Raw genomic sequence first — 15,579 nt, forward strand, 5'->3', positions numbered from 1 at the left:
CACGCGACCGTGAACGACGTCTTCGGCCAGGACCGCCCCGAGCGCGGCTCGGTGCTCCACGTGGTGCTCGAGGGGGTGCCCCTGACCAGCACCGCCGGCGCCTCCAGCGAGCACGAGCTGGTCGCCGAGGTCCCGCTGTCCCGCTCGGGCCGACGCGCCCGGGTCGCCCTCGGCGCGATGCTGCAGGTGTCCTGGGGTTCCCGCGGCAAGGTCCGCACCCGGACCTACCAGGTGGCCGATGTGGTCACCCCCGTGGGCGGCCGCCCGGACTGGCGGCTGATCCCGGTGGCACCGGCCGACGAGGGCACCCGGCGCGCGGTGCCGCGGCACACCGTCGCGCTGCCCGCGGTGCTCGTCGTCGACGACGTCCGGCTGGCCGGCGAGACCGTGGACATCAGCGTCGCCGGCGTCCGGCTGAGCTTCCCGCCGGCCGACCTCGCCACCCATCCGCTGCCCGAGCCCGGGACGGAGGGGGACCTGGCCGTGCTGGTGGCCGGCGAGCGCACCGCCGTCCCGGTGACCGTCGTCCGGTCCGGGCTGCTGCCCGACGGCACCCGCGACGTCCGGGTCTACCTGACCGGAGACCTGGACACCGACCGGCGCCGGCTGCGCGACTTCATCCTGGCCGCCGCACCGGAGGACGACGTCCCGGCCGGTCCCCAGCCCGAGCCCGAGCCGCAGCCCGAGCCCGAGCCCGAGCCCGAGCCTGCTCAGTCGAACGAGGAGCCGGTCAGCGCCTCGTAGGCCGCCACGTAGCGCTCCCGCGTCGCCGCGACGACGTCGGCGGGCAGCTCCGGCGGCGGGGACTGCCGGTCCCACCCCGACGAGGTCAGCCAGTCCCGCACGAACTGCTTGTCGTAGGAGGGCTGCACGGCGCCCGGTGACCAGGTGACCGCGGGCCAGAAGCGCGAGGAGTCCGGGGTCAGCACCTCGTCGGCGAGCACGAGGGCGTCCCCGGCCACGCCGAACTCGAACTTGGTGTCGGCCAGCACGATGCCGGCCTGCTGGGCGACCTCGTGGCCGCGCCGGTACAGCGCCAGCGTCAGGTCGCGCAGCCGCTCGGCCTGGTCCGCACCGACCAGCTCCACGGTGCGCGCGAAGGAGATCGCCTCGTCGTGCTCGCCCACCTCGGCCTTGGTGGACGGGGTGAAGACCGGCTGCGGCAGCCGGGAGCCCTCGACCAGGCCGGCCGGCAGCTCGACGTCCACGATCGCGCCGGTCCGGCGGTACTCCACGGTGCCCGAGCCGGACAGGTAGCCGCGGGCCACGCACTCGACCGGCGCCATCTCCAGCCGGCGGACCAGCATCGCCCGGCCGGCCACCTCGGCCGGCACGTCCGTGGCGCTGAGCAGGTGGTGGGTGGCCCCGAACGCGGCGAGCACGTCGGCGAGCTGGTCGAACCACCACACCGACAGCCGGGTCAGCACCGCGCCCTTGTCCGGGATCGGGGTGGGCAGCACGTGGTCGTAGGCCGAGATGCGGTCCGAGGCGACCAGCAGCAGCCGGTCCTCCCCCGCGTCGTAGACCTCCCGCACCTTGCCGCGGGCCACGAGCGGCAGGTCGAGGGTCACGACAGCGCCGCGAGCCGCTCGAACAGCGGGTCGAGGTTCGCCACGTACCGCTCGGGCCGGCAGATGTCGTCCAGCCGGGCCTCGTCCAGCGCGACCCCGTCGGCGGCCGCCCGGGCCCGCAGGGTCTCCCGGAACGGGGTGCCGGTCTGCCAGGTCTGCATCGCCGCGCCCTGCACCAGGGCGTAGGACTGCTCGCGGCCCATGCCGGCCTCGACCAGCTCCAGCAGCACCGCGGAGGTGTAGATCAGCCCGCCGGTGGAGTCCAGGTTGGCCCGCATCCGCTCGGCGTCCACGACCAGGTTCTCGACCAGGCCGGCGGTGAGGTCCAGCAGGTAGTCGGTGGTGATCGAGGCGTCGGGCAGGAAGACCCGCTCGGTGGAGGAGTGCGAGATGTCGCGCTCGTGCCACAGCGGGATGCCCTCCATGACCGGCACGATCGCCGCGCGCACGACCCGGGCCAGGCCGGCGATGCGCTCGGAGCGGATCGGGTTCTTCTTGTGCGGCATCGCGCTCGAGCCCTTCTGGCCCGACCCGAACGCCTCCGACAGCTCGCGCACCTCGGTCCGCTGGCCGTGCCGGACCTCCAGCGCGATCGCCTCGCAGACCGTGGCGATGATCGCCAGCGCGGAGACCCACTCGCTGATGCCGTCGCGCAGCACCACCTGGGTGGAGGCGTCGGCGGCCCGCAGGTCCAGGGCCCGGGCGACGGTCCGCTCGACCTCGGGGTCGATCAGCGAGTAGGTGCCGACCGCGCCGGAGATGGCGACCACGCCGACCGCGGTCCGCGCCGTCCGCAGGCGGTCGCGGGAGCGAGCCGCGGCGAACGCGAGGTCGGCGACCCGGTGGCCCCAGACGTCGGGCTCGGCGTGCACGCCGTGCGTGCGGCCGACCTTGAGCGTGTTCCGGTGGGCCAGCCCGTGGTCGCGCAGCGCGGCGACCAGCCGGTCGGCCTTGGCCAGCAGGACGTCGGTCGCGTCGGTGAGCTGGACGGCGAGGGCGGTGTCCAGCAGGTCAGAGCTGGTCATGCCGTGGTGGACGTAGGCGGCGGCGCTGCGCGGCTCGGTGTTGTCCGCCCAGGCCGACAGGAAGGCGATCACGTCGTGCTGGGTGGTCGCCTCGATCTCGGCGACGGCCTCCGGCGTGGGGGCCGGGGCGGCCCGCACCGGCTCGACGACGTCGGCGGGCACCCGCCCCGCGGCGGCGTGCGCCTCGAGGACGAGGGTCTCGACCCGGCACCACAGCTCGTACTTGTGCTGCTCGCTCCAGACCGCCCCCATCTCGGGCAGGGTGTAGCGGTCGATCATGCGGGTACCAGGTCGTGTCGAAGCAGCACGCGGGACATCTTCCCGCACGCTGTCCTCGCTCCGCACCACACCCGTCCCACCACCGCCCCACCGGGCCCGGCACCTTCGAGGTCCTCCGTGTTGAACCGTGCCCGCCACCTCACCGACCGGGCTCGCGAACGCATCAGGGCGGCCCGCGAGCACGACCCGCACGCGCTGCCCGAGGGCACGGTCCTCCTGATGGACGACGGCAGCCGCGCCGTGGTCGAGCACGTCCCGGACGCCCACCCGGCGCCCCGGACCGGGGAGTCCTCGGCCACGGCCGCCGCCGGGCGCACCACCACCCCCGACCGCCCGGCCGCCGGGGCCGGCGCACCGACCGGGAGCAGCTCGGCGCCGGACCCGGCCGACGAGCACCCCGCGGGCAGCCCGCACCCCGACGCCCCGGACGCCGACGTCGTGGACGGCGTCAGCGGTCCGCCGGCACCAGGTTCAGCACCCCCCGCCCCCGGGCGGGACCGCAGCCGTGGCTCGCTGCTCGGTCCGGAGGAGCCGACCGAGGCTGCGGCCGAGGTGCCCAACGGCCTGCGCGTCGCCGCGGCCTGGTCCTGGCGGGCGATCGCGGTCGGCGCCGCGCTGTACCTCCTGCTGATGGGCGCCGCCTACGTCGCCGTCGTCGTCGTGCCGGTGATCGTGGCGCTGCTGCTGGCCGCCCTGCTCCAGCCCGGCGCGGCCTTCCTGGTCCGGCACGGCTGGCCGCGCGCCGGGGCCGCCACGCTCATGCTGCTGGTCGGCCTGGGCGTCGTCGCCGGCATCGTCACGCTCGTCGTCGAGCAGTTCGCCGCCGGCTACGACGACCTCGCCTCGCAGGTCGGCGAGGGCCTGGACCAGATCCAGACCTTCGTCGTGGACAACTTCCCGGTGTCGCAGAACCAGCTCAACGACATCATCGCCAACGCGATCACCAGCGCCCAGGACGCCCTGGTGAACAACCGGGACACCCTCACCGCCGGTGCGCTGACCACCGCGGCCACCCTCGGCGAGGTGCTCACCGGCTTCGCGCTGGCCCTGTTCACGCTGTTCTTCCTGCTGATGGACGGCCGCGACATCTGGCTCTGGTTCGTCGGGCTGACCCCGGTCAACTCCGCGGCCTACGTCGACGAGGCCGCCCGCCGCGCGTGGCGGACGCTGATCTCCTACGTCCGGGCCACCGTCGCGGTCGCCGCGTTCGACGCCGTCTTCATCGGGATCGGGCTGACCCTGCTGGGCACCCCGCTGGTGGTGCCGCTGGCCGCGCTGGTCTTCCTCGGCGCCTTCATCCCGATCATCGGGTCGTTCCTGGCCGGATCGGTCGCGGTGCTGGTCACCCTGGTCGCGGTCGGGCCGGTCAAGGCGCTGATCGCGCTGGGCATCATCGTGCTGATCATGCAGCTGGAGGGCCACGTCCTGCAGCCGCTGCTGCTGGGCCGCGCGGTGTCGGTGCACCCGCTGGCCGTGGTGCTCGGCATCGCCGCCGGCCTGCTCATCGCCGGCATCTTCGGGGCGCTCATCGCCGTCCCGGTGATCGCCTGCGCCAACGTGGCCGGCACGTACCTGTCCCGGCGGCACCAGGGCCGGCGTCCCCCGGAGCCGGACACCCGCCGGCACCGCGCGGCGGTGGCCAACCGCAGGTAGGGCTCAGACGGTGATCCGGCCCTCCTGGGCGGCCAGGCCGATGTCGGTGCGCCAGTGCGCGTCGGCCAGCCCGACGCCGGCGACCCGCTCGTAGGCGATCCGGCGGGCGTCGGCCAGGTCGGTGCCGACCGCGGTCACCGCGAGGACCCGCCCGCCGGCGCTGTGCACGCTGCCGTCGGCGGCCAGCCGGGTGCCGGCGTGCAGCACGCCCTCGCCGTCGGCCCCGGTGATCGGCGAGCCCGTGCGCGGCAACTCCGGGTACCCCGGGGCGGCCACGACCACGGTCACCGCGGCGCCGGGTGACCACTCCAGCGGCGGGTGGTCGGCCAGGGTGCCGGTGGCGGCGGCCAGCAGCAGCCCGGCCAGCGGCGTGCGCAGCAGCGGCAGCACGACCTCGGTCTCCGGGTCGCCGAAGCGGGCGTTGAACTCCACCACCCGGGTGCCGCGAGAGGTCAGCGCCAACCCCGCGTAGAGCAGGCCGCTGAACGGCTCGCCGCGGCGGGCCATCTCGTCCACCGTCGGCTGCAGCACCGTCGCGAGCACCTCGTCGACCAGGCCGGCCGGCGCCCAGTCCAGCGGGGCGTAGGCGCCCATGCCGCCGGTGTTCGGGCCGCCGTCCCCGTCGTCGCGCCGCTTGTGGTCCTGGGCCGGGACCAGCGGCAGCACCGTCGTCCCGTCGGTGACGGCGAACAGCGAGACCTCCGGGCCGTCCAGGTACTCCTCGACGAGCACGGAGTGCCCGTCGGCGAGCACGGCCAGCCCGTGGGCCTCGGCGGCGGCGCGGTCGGTGGTGACGACGACGCCCTTGCCGGCGGCCAGGCCGTCGTCCTTGACCACGTACGGGCTGCCCGGGGCGTTGAGCTCGGCGACCTCGTCGAGGGCGGTGTGCAGCTCGGCCTGGCCGCCGACCGGCCAGGCCCGCGCGGTGGGGACGCCGGCCGCGGTCATCACGTGCTTGGCGAAGGCCTTGGAGCCCTCGATCTGCGCGGCCTGCGCACTGGGCCCGAAGCAGGCGATGCCGGCGTCGCGGACGGCGTCGGCCACGCCGGCGACCAGCGGCACCTCGGGTCCGACCACGACCAGGTCGGCTCGCCACGCCGTGGCCAGCGAGGCCACGTCGGCGGGCTCGGCGGCGGCGACCGGGTGCGTCTCCGCGATCGCCGCGGTGCCCGCGTTGCCCGGGGCGCAGGCCAGGGCGGTGACCGCGGGGTCGTCGTGGAGGGCCACGCACAGGGCGTGCTCCCGGGCTCCGGATCCGATCACCAGCACGCGCATGGGGCTGGACGCTACCGGGGGCGGCGCGGCCGGTTCACCGTCTCTGCCCGGCCCCGCCGCGGCGGGCGGCACCGCGGTCGGCCCTGCGCTGCCTGGTCCGCTCCGCCTCGGCGCGCAGCCTGCGCCAGGCGCGGTACCGGGCGGGGTCCAGGCGGCCGTCGGCCAGCGCGGCGGCCAGGGCGCAGCCGGGTTCTCCGCCGTGGCCGCAGTCCCGGAACCGGCAGCCGGTGAGCAGCTCCGCGACGTCGGCGAACGCGGCGTCCAGGCCCTCGTCGTCGGCCAGCTCGAGCTCGCGCAGCCCGGGGGTGTCCACCAGCAGGGCGCCGCCGGGCAGCACGTGCAGCTCCGCGGCGGTCGTGGTGTGCCGGCCGCGGCCGTCGGCCCGGATCTCGTGGGTGGTCGCCCGCGCACCGCCGGCCAGCGCGTTCAGCAGGGTCGACTTGCCCGCGCCCGACGGCCCGACGACCGCGCAGGTGCTGCCGGGGGCCAGCCGGGCGCGCAGCTCCGCCAGCCCGTCGCCGGTCACCGCGCTGAGGGCGAGCACCGGCACGCCCACGGCGTCCTCGGCCACCCGGGCCACGGCGGCCGGCACGTCGTCGCACAGATCGGCCTTGGTGAGCACGAGGAGCGGGGTGGCCCCGCTGCCCCACGCCATGGCCAGGAAGCGCTCGATCCGGCGCACCCGGGCGTGCGCGACCAGGGTGTCCACGACCAGGACCGTGTCGAGGTTGGCGGCCAGCACCTGGGCGGCCGAGGTGCGGCCGGCCACGGTGCGGGTCAGCGCGCTGCGCCGCGGCAGGACCTCGGTGACCCGCTCGGCGGCCACGGCCACGGTCACCCAGTCGCCGACCGCCGGTGCCGCGTCGTCCCGGAGCCGCGGGTCCAGCGGCAGCCGCGCCCGGCCCTCCGCGGTCGCGACCGTGAGCAGACCCCGGTCCACCCGCACGACCCGGCCCAGCCGGGAGCCCGCCGGCGGGGTCGGCGCGGCGGTGCCCCAGGCCGGCACGGGAGGTCGCAGGACGGTCACACGGGGATGCTCCGCCGCGCCGGTCGTGGCTGTCGACCGGATTCCCGGACCCCTCCGGGGAGTGATGCTGCGCACACCAGGTGTACGGAACCCCTGTTCAGACCGAAGTACTGACATATCCAGGCGATTGTCAGCCGGTGTTCGCCATCAGGACACCTGGGGAGGGTGTTGTGGGCTCCATGCGCGAGACCGGTCTGCAGACCGTCCCCGGCACCACCCTCCGGGCGCCCCGGCGCCCGCCCGTCGTGATCGGCCACCGCGGTGCGGCCGCACACCGGCCGGAGCACACCCGCGCCGGCTACGAGCTCGCCGCCGACCTCGGCGCCGACCGCATCGAGCCCGACGTGGTCGTGAGCCGGGACGGCGCCCTCGTCGTCCGGCACGAGAACGAGCTGTCGCTGTCCACCGACGTCGCCGCCCGCCCCGAGTTCGCCGACCGCCGGCGCACCCAGGAGGTCGCCGACGAGGAGTGCACCGGCTGGTTCACCGAGGACTTCACCCTCGCCGAGCTGCGCACCCTGCGGGCGGTCGAGCGCTGGCCGCACCTGCGCCCGGGCAACACGCTCTTCGAGGGCACCGTGCTGACCCTCGGTGAGGTGGTCGAGCTCGCCCGCGCCCGCGGCATCGGGGTGCAGGCCGAGCTGAAGAACCCGAGCTGGTCGTCGTCCATCGGGCTGCCGCTGGCCGAGCTCGTCTGCGCCGAGGTGGGTGCCGCGCCCGACGTGGTGCTGCAGAGCTTCGACGCCGCCGGCATGCGCGAGGTGCGCACCCGGCTCGGGTCGGCCGACACCCTGGTGCAGCTGATCGGCGACGAGGCCCACCACGACCACCAGGTGACGCTGGTCGGGCTGCGCGAGATCAGCACCTACGCCGCCGGGATCGGCCCCTCCAAGCACCGCATCCTGCTCCGCGACGAGCGGGCCATGATGATCGGCGTCTCCGACCTGGTCGCGCAGGCGCACCGGGCCGGCCTGACCGTCGCCCCGTTCACCGTCCGGGCGGAGAACGCCTTCCTGCCCGCCCACCTGCGCCGCGGCACCGACCCGGCCGGCCTGGGCGAGGCCGGCACCGAGGCCCGCCTGCTGCTGGCCCTGGGCGTGGACGGGCTGATCACCGACAACCCGGAGATCGCCGTCCGCGAGCGCGCCGCCCTGGCCGCCCCCGCCCTCGCCCCCGTCCGCCCCCGCGAGTAGCCCCCGCGGCGTGGATCAGCTGGGTTCACCACCGTGCGTCCTGGCTCACCGGCGTCGGTGAGCCAGGACGGACGTGGATCAGCTGAGCTGATCCACGCCGAGCTCAGTCCAGGAGGTCGTGGATGAGGACGTTCTCGTCGCGGCCGGGGCCGACGCCGATGACGCTCACCCGGGCGCCCGAGAGCTCCTCGATCCGCCGCACGTAGGCCTGCGCGTTGGCGGGCAGCTCGTCGAAGGTGCGGCAGTGGGTGATGTCCTCGAACCAGCCCGGCATCTCCTCGTACACCGGCTTCGCGTGGTGGAAGTCGGTCTGGGTCATCGGCATCTCGTCGTGCCGGACGCCGTCGACCTCGTAGGCCACGCAGATCGGCACCGTGTCCAGGCCCGACAGCACGTCGAGCTTGGTGAGGAAGTAGTCGGTGATCCCGTTGACCCGGCTGGCGTAGCGGGCGATGACGGCGTCGAACCAGCCGCAGCGGCGGTCCCGGCCGGTGGTCACGCCGACCTCGCCGCCCTGCTTGCGCAGGTACTCCCCGTTGGCGTCGAAGAGCTCCGTGGGGAACGGGCCCGAGCCGACGCGGGTCGTATAGGCCTTGAGGATCCCGACGACGCGCTCGATCCGGGTGGGCCCGATGCCCGAGCCGGCCGAGGCGCCACCGGCGGTCGGCGAGGACGACGTCACGAACGGGTAGGTGCCGTGGTCGACGTCCAGCAGCGTGCCCTGCGAGCCCTCCAGGAGGACCCACTCGTCCCGGTCGAGGGCGTTGCCCAGCAGCAGGCGGGTGTCGGTGATCCGGTGCTTGAGGACCTCGGCGTAGCCGGCGTACTCCTCCACGACCTCGTCGACGTCGATCGCCTTGCGGTTGTAGACCTTGACCAGGATCTGGTTCTTCTCCCGGAGCACGGCCTCGAGCTTGTCCCGCAGGATGCCCAGGTCCAGCAGGTCCTGCGCGCGGATGCCGACGCGGGCGACCTTGTCGCCGTAGGCCGGGCCGATCCCGCGGCCGGTGGTGCCGATCTTGGCCTTGCCGAGGAAGCGCTCGGTGACCCGGTCCAGGGCACGGTGGTGCGGCATGATCAGGTGCGCGTCGCTGGAGATGACCAGCCGCGAGGTGTCCACCCCGCGCTCCTCCAGGCCGGCCAGCTCGCCGATGAGCACCTGCGGGTCGACGACGACGCCGTTGCCGATCACCGGCGTGCAGCCCGGCGTCAGGATCCCCGAGGGGATCAGGTGCAGCGCGTACCGCTCGCCGTCCGGGGTGATCACGGTGTGCCCGGCGTTGTTGCCGCCCTGGTAGCGCACGACGTAGGGGACGCGGCCGCCGAGGATGTCGGTGGCCTTCCCCTTGCCCTCGTCGCCCCACTGGGCACCGATCAGCACGACAGCCGGCATCGGGTGGTTCTCCTTCGTCGAACGGGCCCCGGAGACTCCCGGCTGGCAGGTGGCAGGGTACTGCCGTGAGCGTCTCGCGGTTCGACCTGCGGGGGCTGGCCCCCGGTCAGGGCCCCTCCCGCCGGCACGTCGCGTCCGTCGTGGACGGGGTCGACGGCGCCGTGGTCGTGCAGGGACCGGTGCCCGCGCTGGCCGCCGTCCTGGCCCGGTTGTGGAAGACCGACCGGCTGCCCGCGGTGGCCGTGGGCTGGGAACCGGTGGACGGCGACGCCGACTGCCGCGGGCTGGCCCGCGCCCTGGGCCTGGGCGACGGCGCACCCCGCGAGCTGCCGCTGGTCCGCGACGACCACGGCGGGGTGCTGCTGCACCACGGCCGGATCGAGGCGGCCGGCGGGTCGGCGCTGCGCAAGCGGTTCGGCGCCCAGGCCCACCACGACGACGCCCGGGTCGCCGACGGCCCGGTCACCCGGATCGAGGCCCGTCCGAGGTGGGACGCCGACGAGCTGTCCGTCGCCGTCGTCACCGTCCCGATGCGCCCGGCCCGGCGGACGACGGGCCGCGCGCTGCAGGTGGCCTGCGACCCGGCGCGGGTGCTCCGGGACGGCGTGGCCCTGGACCGCGAGGTGCAGCGCTGGACCTGGTACGCCGACGACCGGGTCCGCTGGCGGCTGCAGCCCTGACCCCTCCGGGGGGAGACCCCCTCCAGCCGACGGCCCGGCGCGCCGACGACACCGGTGCACCCCCGAATCCGTTGGAAGGTCCACCGTGTCCCGCTGCGCCACCTGCCTGTGCACCGCCCCGACGACCGCCTGCGACACCCGCCGGGCCCTCTTCGCCTCCCGGGTGAGCCACAGCCTGGCGACGGTGCGCTCGGTCGCCCGCCGCCAGGGCGTCGTCCTGCGTCCCCTGGCCCCCGGCCTGCTCGAGGCCGAGGGCGACGACCTGCCCGCCCTGGTCACCGAGGTCGCGGCCGCGCTGTCGTCGGTGGAGTCCGCCGAGGTGCGCTGCCTGCTGACCGGCGCCACCGGCAGCGGGCCCGACCTGCTGGTGCAGGCGCTGACCGCCCCCAGCCTCGCCGCCGCGGCCGCCCGGCTGCGGCACGCCGACCTCGTCCCCCTCTTCGCCGACGAGGAGGCCCGCTTCCACGCCGAGTACCAGCCCATCGTGCGGATGGACGACGGCGGCGTGGTCGGCCACGAGGCGCTGCTGCGGGCCACCGGCGTCGACGGCGCGCGGATCATGCCCGACCAGCTCTTCCCGGCCGCCGAGGAGGCCGGCTGGACGCACGTGCTGGACCGGGTCGGGCGCACCACCGCGATCCGGGACGCCGGCCCCTGGCTGGCCGAGGACCTGCTTTTCATCAACTTCGTGCCGACGTCGATCTACCGCCCCGAGGTCTGCCTGCAGACCACCGAGCGCGCCGCCGAGAAGGCCGGTCTGCGGCTGGACCAGCTGGTCTTCGAGGTCACCGAGGGCCACGTGGTGGACGACGTCGACCACCTGGCCCGGGTGTTCGAGCACTACCGCAGCCGCGGCTGCCGGGTGGCGCTGGACGACCTGGGCTCGGGCTGGTCCTCCCTGGCGCTGCTGGTCCGCCTGAAGCCCGACATCGTGAAGCTGGAGCGGGCGATCGTGCAGTCGCTGCCCGAGCCGGCCGCCGTCGCCGTGGTGTCGGCGGTCGTGGACATCACCCACTCCTACGGCGGCCTGGTGCTCGCCGAGGGCGTGGAGACCGAGGAGCAGGCCCGGGTCGCCCGCGAGCTGGGCGCCGACCTGGGGCAGGGCTGGCTGTGGGGCCGGCCGGTCCGACCGACCACCGCCGTCGCCGCCGTCCCGACCCGGGCCCTGCCCGGCACCGCGCCGGACCCGTCGTGGCCCGACGCCGCCGTCGCGCTCGACCCGCGGGCCGAGCAGCCGCAGGAGCCGGCGCGCCCCGCCGACCGGGACCTGCTGGCCCGCGCGGTCGGGCTGACCGGGAGCTCGGTGGTCGTCGTCGACGCCCTGGCCCCGGACATGCCGATCGTCTACGTCAACGACGCGTTCGCCGAGGTCACCGGGTACCCGGCCGAGGACTCGGTGGGCCGCAACTGCCGGTTCCTGCAGGGGCCGGAGACCGACCGCGCCGCGCTGGACGAGCTCGCCGCCGCGCTGCGCGCCGGGCAGCCGCACCGGACGACGCTGCTCAACGTCCGCCGCGACGGCACCACCTGGTGGAACGAGCTGCACCTGTCCCCGCTGCGCGACGCCGGCGGCCAGGTCACCCACTTCGTCGGCTTCCAGCACGACGTCAGCGACCGGGTGGCCGCCGAGGAGGCGCTGCGCGAGCGGGCCGGCACCGACCCGCTGACCGGCACGCTCAACCGCACCGCGCTGCTGAGCGAGCTGGACCGCCAGGTCCGGTCCCCCGGCGCCGGGCCCGTGGTCCTGTTCGTCGACCTCGACGGCTTCAAGCGGGTCAACGACCGGTTCGGCCACACCGTCGGCGACCTCGCGCTCGGCGCGGTCGCCGACCGGCTCCGCTCGGTGGTCCGCGGCGGTGACCTGCTCGCCCGGCTCGGCGGCGACGAGTTCGTCCTCGTGCTCGGCGAGGTCGACGTCCCCGCGGACGACGACGGGCCGTCCTCCGCGCTGGCCGGCGCCCTGGCCGCCGCGCACCGGGTGGCCGCCGACGTCGAGCGCGTGCTGGCGGTGCCGGTCGAGCTCCCCGGGGGGCCGGTGACCATCGGCGCCTCGGTCGGCGTCGCGGTCCACCCGGCCGACGGCGAGACCCCGGCCGACCTGCTGCGCGCCGCCGACCTGCAGATGTACCGGGCCAAGGCGCGCCGGGCGCACGCCCGGGCGACGGCGGACCGGCCGGTCTAGCGGTCGGTGCCGTCCACCGGGGCGAGGACCGGCGCCAGCGGGGTGGCCGTCGTCGCCCCGGCGGCGCGCAACGCGGACCGCCCCGGGCCGAGCAGCACCACGCCGAGCAGCAGCCCGACGCCGCCGAGCACCAGGATCGGCACGCCACCGCGCAGCGCGTCCCCGCTGACCAGCGCCAGCACGGTCGGGACGACGAAGCCCGCGTAGACCGGCAGGTAGAACGCGCTGAGCAACGCCCCGCGCCGGTCCGGCGGGGCGACCCGGTCGCAGACCGCCACGCCCGAGGTCATCCCCAGGCCCTCCCCCAGGCCGATCAGCAGGCAGGCGGGGAGCACCCACGGCCACCCGCCCGGCTGCACGGCCAGGTAGCCCAGCCCGCAGCCACCGGCGGCGAGGCCGGCGGCCAGCGGGCCCGCGCGCACCGGTCCCAGCCGGGTCGCCAGCGGGGTGACCAGCGCGGCGCTGCCCTGCACCAGCAGGGCCGAGACCCCGACCAGGGCGAACACCGCGCCGAAGCCGGCCGCGGCCACCAGCAGCGGGAAGACCGTCAACGACAGGACGGCGTAGGTGTAGACGGTGAGCCCGACCGGCAGCAGGTAGGCCCAGAACGCCCGGCGGGCCACCGGCGGCACCCCGAGCGCCAGCCGGCCGGGACGGCGGTCGGTCATCGTCTCGGGCACCCCGCGCAGCCCGACCAGGCCGACCAGCAGCAGCACCGCCGAGGGCGCGAGCGCCACCAGCTGGGGAGCCGGACCCCACTGCACCAGGAAGCCCGCGACCAGCGGCCCGGCTGCGAACCCCGACGCCATCACCGCGCTGGCCACCGCCGCCGCGCGCCGCACCCGGGCGGGACCGGCGTCGTCGTCGGAGGCGGACAGCTCCCGCAGCCAGACCGTGCCGACGGTGAACACCGCACCGCTGGCCAGCCCCTGGGCGATCCGGCCCACCACCAGGAACGTCACGCCGCCGACGTCGGCGGCCACCAGCACCAGCGTGCAGACCAGGGCGGCCAGGACACCGCCGAGCACCACCCGGCGACGGCCGTCGCGGTCCGACAGCGGGCCGGCCAGCAGCAGCGAGGGCACCAGGCCCGCGGCGTAGGCGGCGAAGAACAGCGTGAGGGTCAGCGCACCGAGGTCCAGGACGTCGGCGTAGCGCAGCAGGAGGGGGGACGGCGACTGGGTGCTGACCGCGGTGGCGAACAGCGCGACCAGCAGCCGGCGACGGTGCCGGGCGGGGTCCACCCCCGCACCGTAGGGCCGCGGGGCACCACCGCGGGGGGTCGTGGGGGAGACTGGTGCTCCCGCCCCCGTAGGAGGCCCCCCTGTCGCGCTCCACCCCTGGTCCGTCCCGGTGAGCACCGCCCAGCGCCCGGTCTTCGGGGCGCCCGCGCGCCGGCCGCCCTCGCGCGGCCGCCGGATGCTCACCCGGCCCAGCACGCCCGCGCTGATCGGGGTCGTGGTGGCGCTGGTGGTCTTCGGCGCGCAGGCCCCGCAGCTGCTGGGCACCGGGGGGCTCGCCTCGCTGCTGGACGCCACCGCCCTGATCGGCATCGGCGCCGTGGCGGTCACGCTGCTGCTGGTCGCCGGGCAGTTCGACGTCTCCATCGGCGTGCTCGCGGTGGCCAGCAGCGTGGTCGCCGCGCTGCTGATCTCCGAGGCCGGATGGGGGGTGTGGCCCGCGCTGGCGGTGTCGCTGCTGGCCGCGCTGGCCGTCGGCGCGGTCAACGGGGCACTCGTGGTGTTCACCGGGCTGCCCAGCTTCCTGGTCACCCTGGCCACCTTCCTGGTGCTGCAGGGCGGCACGCTCGTGGTGGCGCAGTCGGTGGCCGGCACCTCCCTGGTCGACCAGGTCGAGGGCGGCACCGGCTGGGCGTCGGCCGAGGTGGTGTTCGGCTCCGGGCTGCTGGTCGGCGACGGCCGGTTCCGGGTGTCGATCGTGTGGTGGCTGCTCGCGGTCGGCCTCACCAGCTGGCTGCTGCGCCGCACCCGGTTCGGCAACGCCGTCTACGCCCTGGGCGGGTCCCGGCGGGCGGCCCGCGAGCTCGGCGTGCCGACCGCCTGGACCACCGTGGCGCTGTACCTGGTCACCGCCACCGCGGCCTGGCTCCTGGGCACGCTGGCCCTGGTCCGGCAGTCCGGCGTGCCGGTGACGCCGGAGTTCGGCAACGAGATCGAGTACATCGTGGTGGCCGTCATCGGCGGCTGCCTGCTCGGCGGCGGGTACGGCTCGGCGGTCGGCGCGGCCGCCGGCGCCCTGCTCTACGGCACCGTCCGGACCGGCATCGGGGTGGCCGGGTGGGACCCGCGGTCCTTCCAGGTCGTGCTCGGCGTGCTGCTGGTGGTGGCCCTGCTGGCCAACGGCGTGGCCCGCCGCCGGCTGGTCGCGGTGCCGCGGTCGTGACCGGTCCCGAGCGGGTGGGCGCCGTCGAGGGCCAGGAGCCGCTGCCCTTCCCCGACTCCCCCGGCGGCCTGCCCCCGGTGCCCGGCGCCCCGGTGCTGGAGCTGCGCGGGGTGACCGTGCGCTACGGCAGCGTGCCGGCGCTGGACCGGGTCTCCCTGCGGATGCACCCCGGCACGGTCACCTGCTTGCTGGGCGAGAACGGCGCCGGCAAGTCCACGGTGGTCCAGGTGGTGTCCGGGGTCCGCCGGCACGACGAGGGCGAGCTGCTGGTCGACGGCCGGCCGGTGCGCTTCCGCCGTCCCCGGCAGGCCCGGTCCCGCGGCATCGCCACCATCTGGCAGGACCTGGCCGTCATCCCGCTGATGACCGTCTGGCGCAACTTCTGGCTCGGCGACGAGCCCACCCGCGGCATCTGGCCGTTCCGCCGGATCGACGTGGACGTCGCCCGGGACGGCGCGGCCCGCGCGCTGGCCCGGGTCGGGCTGCCGGGGCTCAACGTCAACCAGCCCGCGGCCTCCCTCGCGCCGGGCCAGCGGCACAGCCTGGCCGTGGCCCGGGCCCTGCACTTCGGGGCCAAGGTGCTGGTGGTCGACGAGCCCGCGGCACCGCTGACCGTCGCGCAGCACGCGCTGGTGCTGCGCACCGTCGTCGGCGCCCGGGACGCCGGCCTGGCCGTGCTGTTCGTGACCTCGACGCCGGCCTACGCGCACCTGGTCGGCGACCGGTTCGTGCTGCTGGCCGGCGGCCGGGTGGCCGCCGACCTCACCCGGGAGGACGTCGACGTCGACGGCCTGACCCGGCTGGTGAGCGGCGGCGAGGCCCTGGCGACCCTGACCGCCGAGCTCCGCCGCCGCCCCGACCCCCTGGTGACGTGATGGAACGGCCCCGGCGCAGGGGC

At 76.0% G+C, this 15,579-nt stretch carries 13 protein-coding genes; 7 read left to right on the forward strand and 6 right to left on the reverse strand.

Translation table 11 applies throughout. The features are described 5' to 3' along the window. Positions 1 to 9 precede the first annotated feature (9 nt). Positions 10 to 744, forward strand: coding sequence for a PilZ domain-containing protein (locus UXQ13_RS16575; protein ID WP_225233184.1), 735 nt, complete (start codon positions 10 to 12; stop codon positions 742 to 744). On the opposite strand, the gene UXQ13_RS16580 is transcribed toward UXQ13_RS16575, so the two are convergent. Both UXQ13_RS16580 and purB read right to left on the reverse strand, forming a co-directional pair. After that, the gene (locus UXQ13_RS16580; RefSeq protein ID WP_225233185.1) at positions 711 to 1,571 is read right to left on the reverse strand and encodes a phosphoribosylaminoimidazolesuccinocarboxamide synthase; all 861 of its coding nucleotides are present in this window, start codon (positions 1,569 to 1,571) and stop codon (positions 711 to 713) included. The genes UXQ13_RS16575 and UXQ13_RS16580 overlap by 34 nt on opposite strands. Beyond that, the gene (gene purB / locus UXQ13_RS16585; protein WP_225233186.1) at positions 1,568 to 2,875 is read right to left on the reverse strand and encodes an adenylosuccinate lyase; all 1,308 of its coding nucleotides are present in this window, start codon (positions 2,873 to 2,875) and stop codon (positions 1,568 to 1,570) included. Before purB ends, UXQ13_RS16580 begins: the two co-directional genes overlap by 4 nt. 219 nt (positions 2,876 to 3,094) lie before the next feature. Between purB and UXQ13_RS16590 the strand changes: the two genes are divergently transcribed. Next, positions 3,095 to 4,528, forward strand: a complete 1,434-nt coding sequence (locus UXQ13_RS16590; protein WP_336392564.1) for an AI-2E family transporter — start codon at positions 3,095 to 3,097, stop codon at positions 4,526 to 4,528. A gap of 3 nt (positions 4,529 to 4,531) precedes the next feature. Here UXQ13_RS16590 and purD read toward each other — a convergent pair whose 3' ends face one another. Together purD and rsgA are read right to left on the reverse strand one after the other, a co-directional pair. Continuing rightward, positions 4,532 to 5,803, reverse strand: coding sequence for a phosphoribosylamine--glycine ligase (gene purD, locus UXQ13_RS16595; RefSeq protein WP_225233188.1), 1,272 nt, complete (start codon positions 5,801 to 5,803; stop codon positions 4,532 to 4,534). A gap of 34 nt (positions 5,804 to 5,837) precedes the next feature. After that, positions 5,838 to 6,830: a ribosome small subunit-dependent GTPase A gene (gene rsgA / locus UXQ13_RS16600; RefSeq protein WP_336392565.1), complete on the reverse strand. Its 993-nt coding sequence runs from the start codon at positions 6,828 to 6,830 to the stop codon at positions 5,838 to 5,840. A gap of 179 nt (positions 6,831 to 7,009) precedes the next feature. Here rsgA and UXQ13_RS16605 point away from each other — a divergent pair, with 179 nt between their 5' ends. Next, positions 7,010 to 8,023 carry a glycerophosphodiester phosphodiesterase family protein gene (locus UXQ13_RS16605; RefSeq protein WP_336392566.1) on the forward strand — a complete coding sequence of 338 codons (1,014 nt, stop codon included), beginning with the start codon at positions 7,010 to 7,012 and terminating at the stop codon, positions 8,021 to 8,023. A gap of 103 nt (positions 8,024 to 8,126) precedes the next feature. Here the strand turns inward: UXQ13_RS16605 and UXQ13_RS16610 are convergent, their stop codons facing one another. Next, positions 8,127 to 9,416, reverse strand: a complete 1,290-nt coding sequence (locus UXQ13_RS16610) for an adenylosuccinate synthase (protein WP_225233191.1) — start codon at positions 9,414 to 9,416, stop codon at positions 8,127 to 8,129. 65 nt (positions 9,417 to 9,481) lie between these two features. On the opposite strand from UXQ13_RS16610, the gene UXQ13_RS16615 reads away from it, so the two are divergent. Both UXQ13_RS16615 and UXQ13_RS16620 read left to right on the forward strand, forming a co-directional pair. After that, positions 9,482 to 10,096 (forward strand): hypothetical protein, encoded by a 615-nt coding sequence (locus tag UXQ13_RS16615; RefSeq protein ID WP_225233192.1) that lies wholly within the window; start codon positions 9,482 to 9,484, stop codon positions 10,094 to 10,096. 85 nt (positions 10,097 to 10,181) lie between these two features. After that, positions 10,182 to 12,278 (forward strand): EAL domain-containing protein, encoded by a 2,097-nt coding sequence (locus UXQ13_RS16620; RefSeq protein WP_318249969.1) that lies wholly within the window; start codon positions 10,182 to 10,184, stop codon positions 12,276 to 12,278. On the opposite strand, the gene UXQ13_RS16625 is transcribed toward UXQ13_RS16620, so the two are convergent. After that, positions 12,275 to 13,522, reverse strand: a complete 1,248-nt coding sequence (locus UXQ13_RS16625) for an MFS transporter (protein ID WP_225233193.1) — start codon at positions 13,520 to 13,522, stop codon at positions 12,275 to 12,277. The genes UXQ13_RS16620 and UXQ13_RS16625 overlap by 4 nt on opposite strands. A gap of 109 nt (positions 13,523 to 13,631) precedes the next feature. On the opposite strand from UXQ13_RS16625, the gene UXQ13_RS16630 reads away from it, so the two are divergent. Both UXQ13_RS16630 and UXQ13_RS16635 read left to right on the forward strand, forming a co-directional pair. Then, a complete protein-coding gene (locus UXQ13_RS16630; RefSeq protein ID WP_225233194.1) occupies positions 13,632 to 14,681 on the forward strand; it encodes an ABC transporter permease in 1,050 nt (349 codons plus the stop codon). Next, positions 14,678 to 15,556, forward strand: coding sequence for an ATP-binding cassette domain-containing protein (locus UXQ13_RS16635; RefSeq protein ID WP_225233195.1), 879 nt, complete (start codon positions 14,678 to 14,680; stop codon positions 15,554 to 15,556). The genes UXQ13_RS16630 and UXQ13_RS16635 overlap by 4 nt, the downstream gene beginning before the upstream one ends. Positions 15,557 to 15,579 lie beyond the last annotated feature (23 nt).

The sequence above is a fragment of the Klenkia terrae genome, from assembly GCF_037083865.1.
GTDB classification, from domain to species: Bacteria; Actinomycetota; Actinomycetes; order Mycobacteriales; family Geodermatophilaceae; genus Klenkia; species Klenkia terrae.

Bases quoted from the DNA above. Each gene is read 5' to 3' on its own strand.
- UXQ13_RS16605 (WP_336392566.1), top strand. From the start codon at position 7,010: ATGCGCGAGACCGGTCTGCAGACCGTCCCCGGCACCACCCTCCGGGCG.
- purD (WP_225233188.1), bottom strand. From the start codon at position 5,803: ATGCGCGTGCTGGTGATCGGATCCGGAGCCCGGGAGCACGCCCTGTGC.
- UXQ13_RS16610 (WP_225233191.1), bottom strand. From the start codon at position 9,416: ATGCCGGCTGTCGTGCTGATCGGTGCCCAGTGGGGCGACGAGGGCAAG.
- UXQ13_RS16590 (WP_336392564.1), top strand. From the start codon at position 3,095: ATGGACGACGGCAGCCGCGCCGTGGTCGAGCACGTCCCGGACGCCCAC.
- purB (WP_225233186.1), bottom strand. From the start codon at position 2,875: ATGATCGACCGCTACACCCTGCCCGAGATGGGGGCGGTCTGGAGCGAG.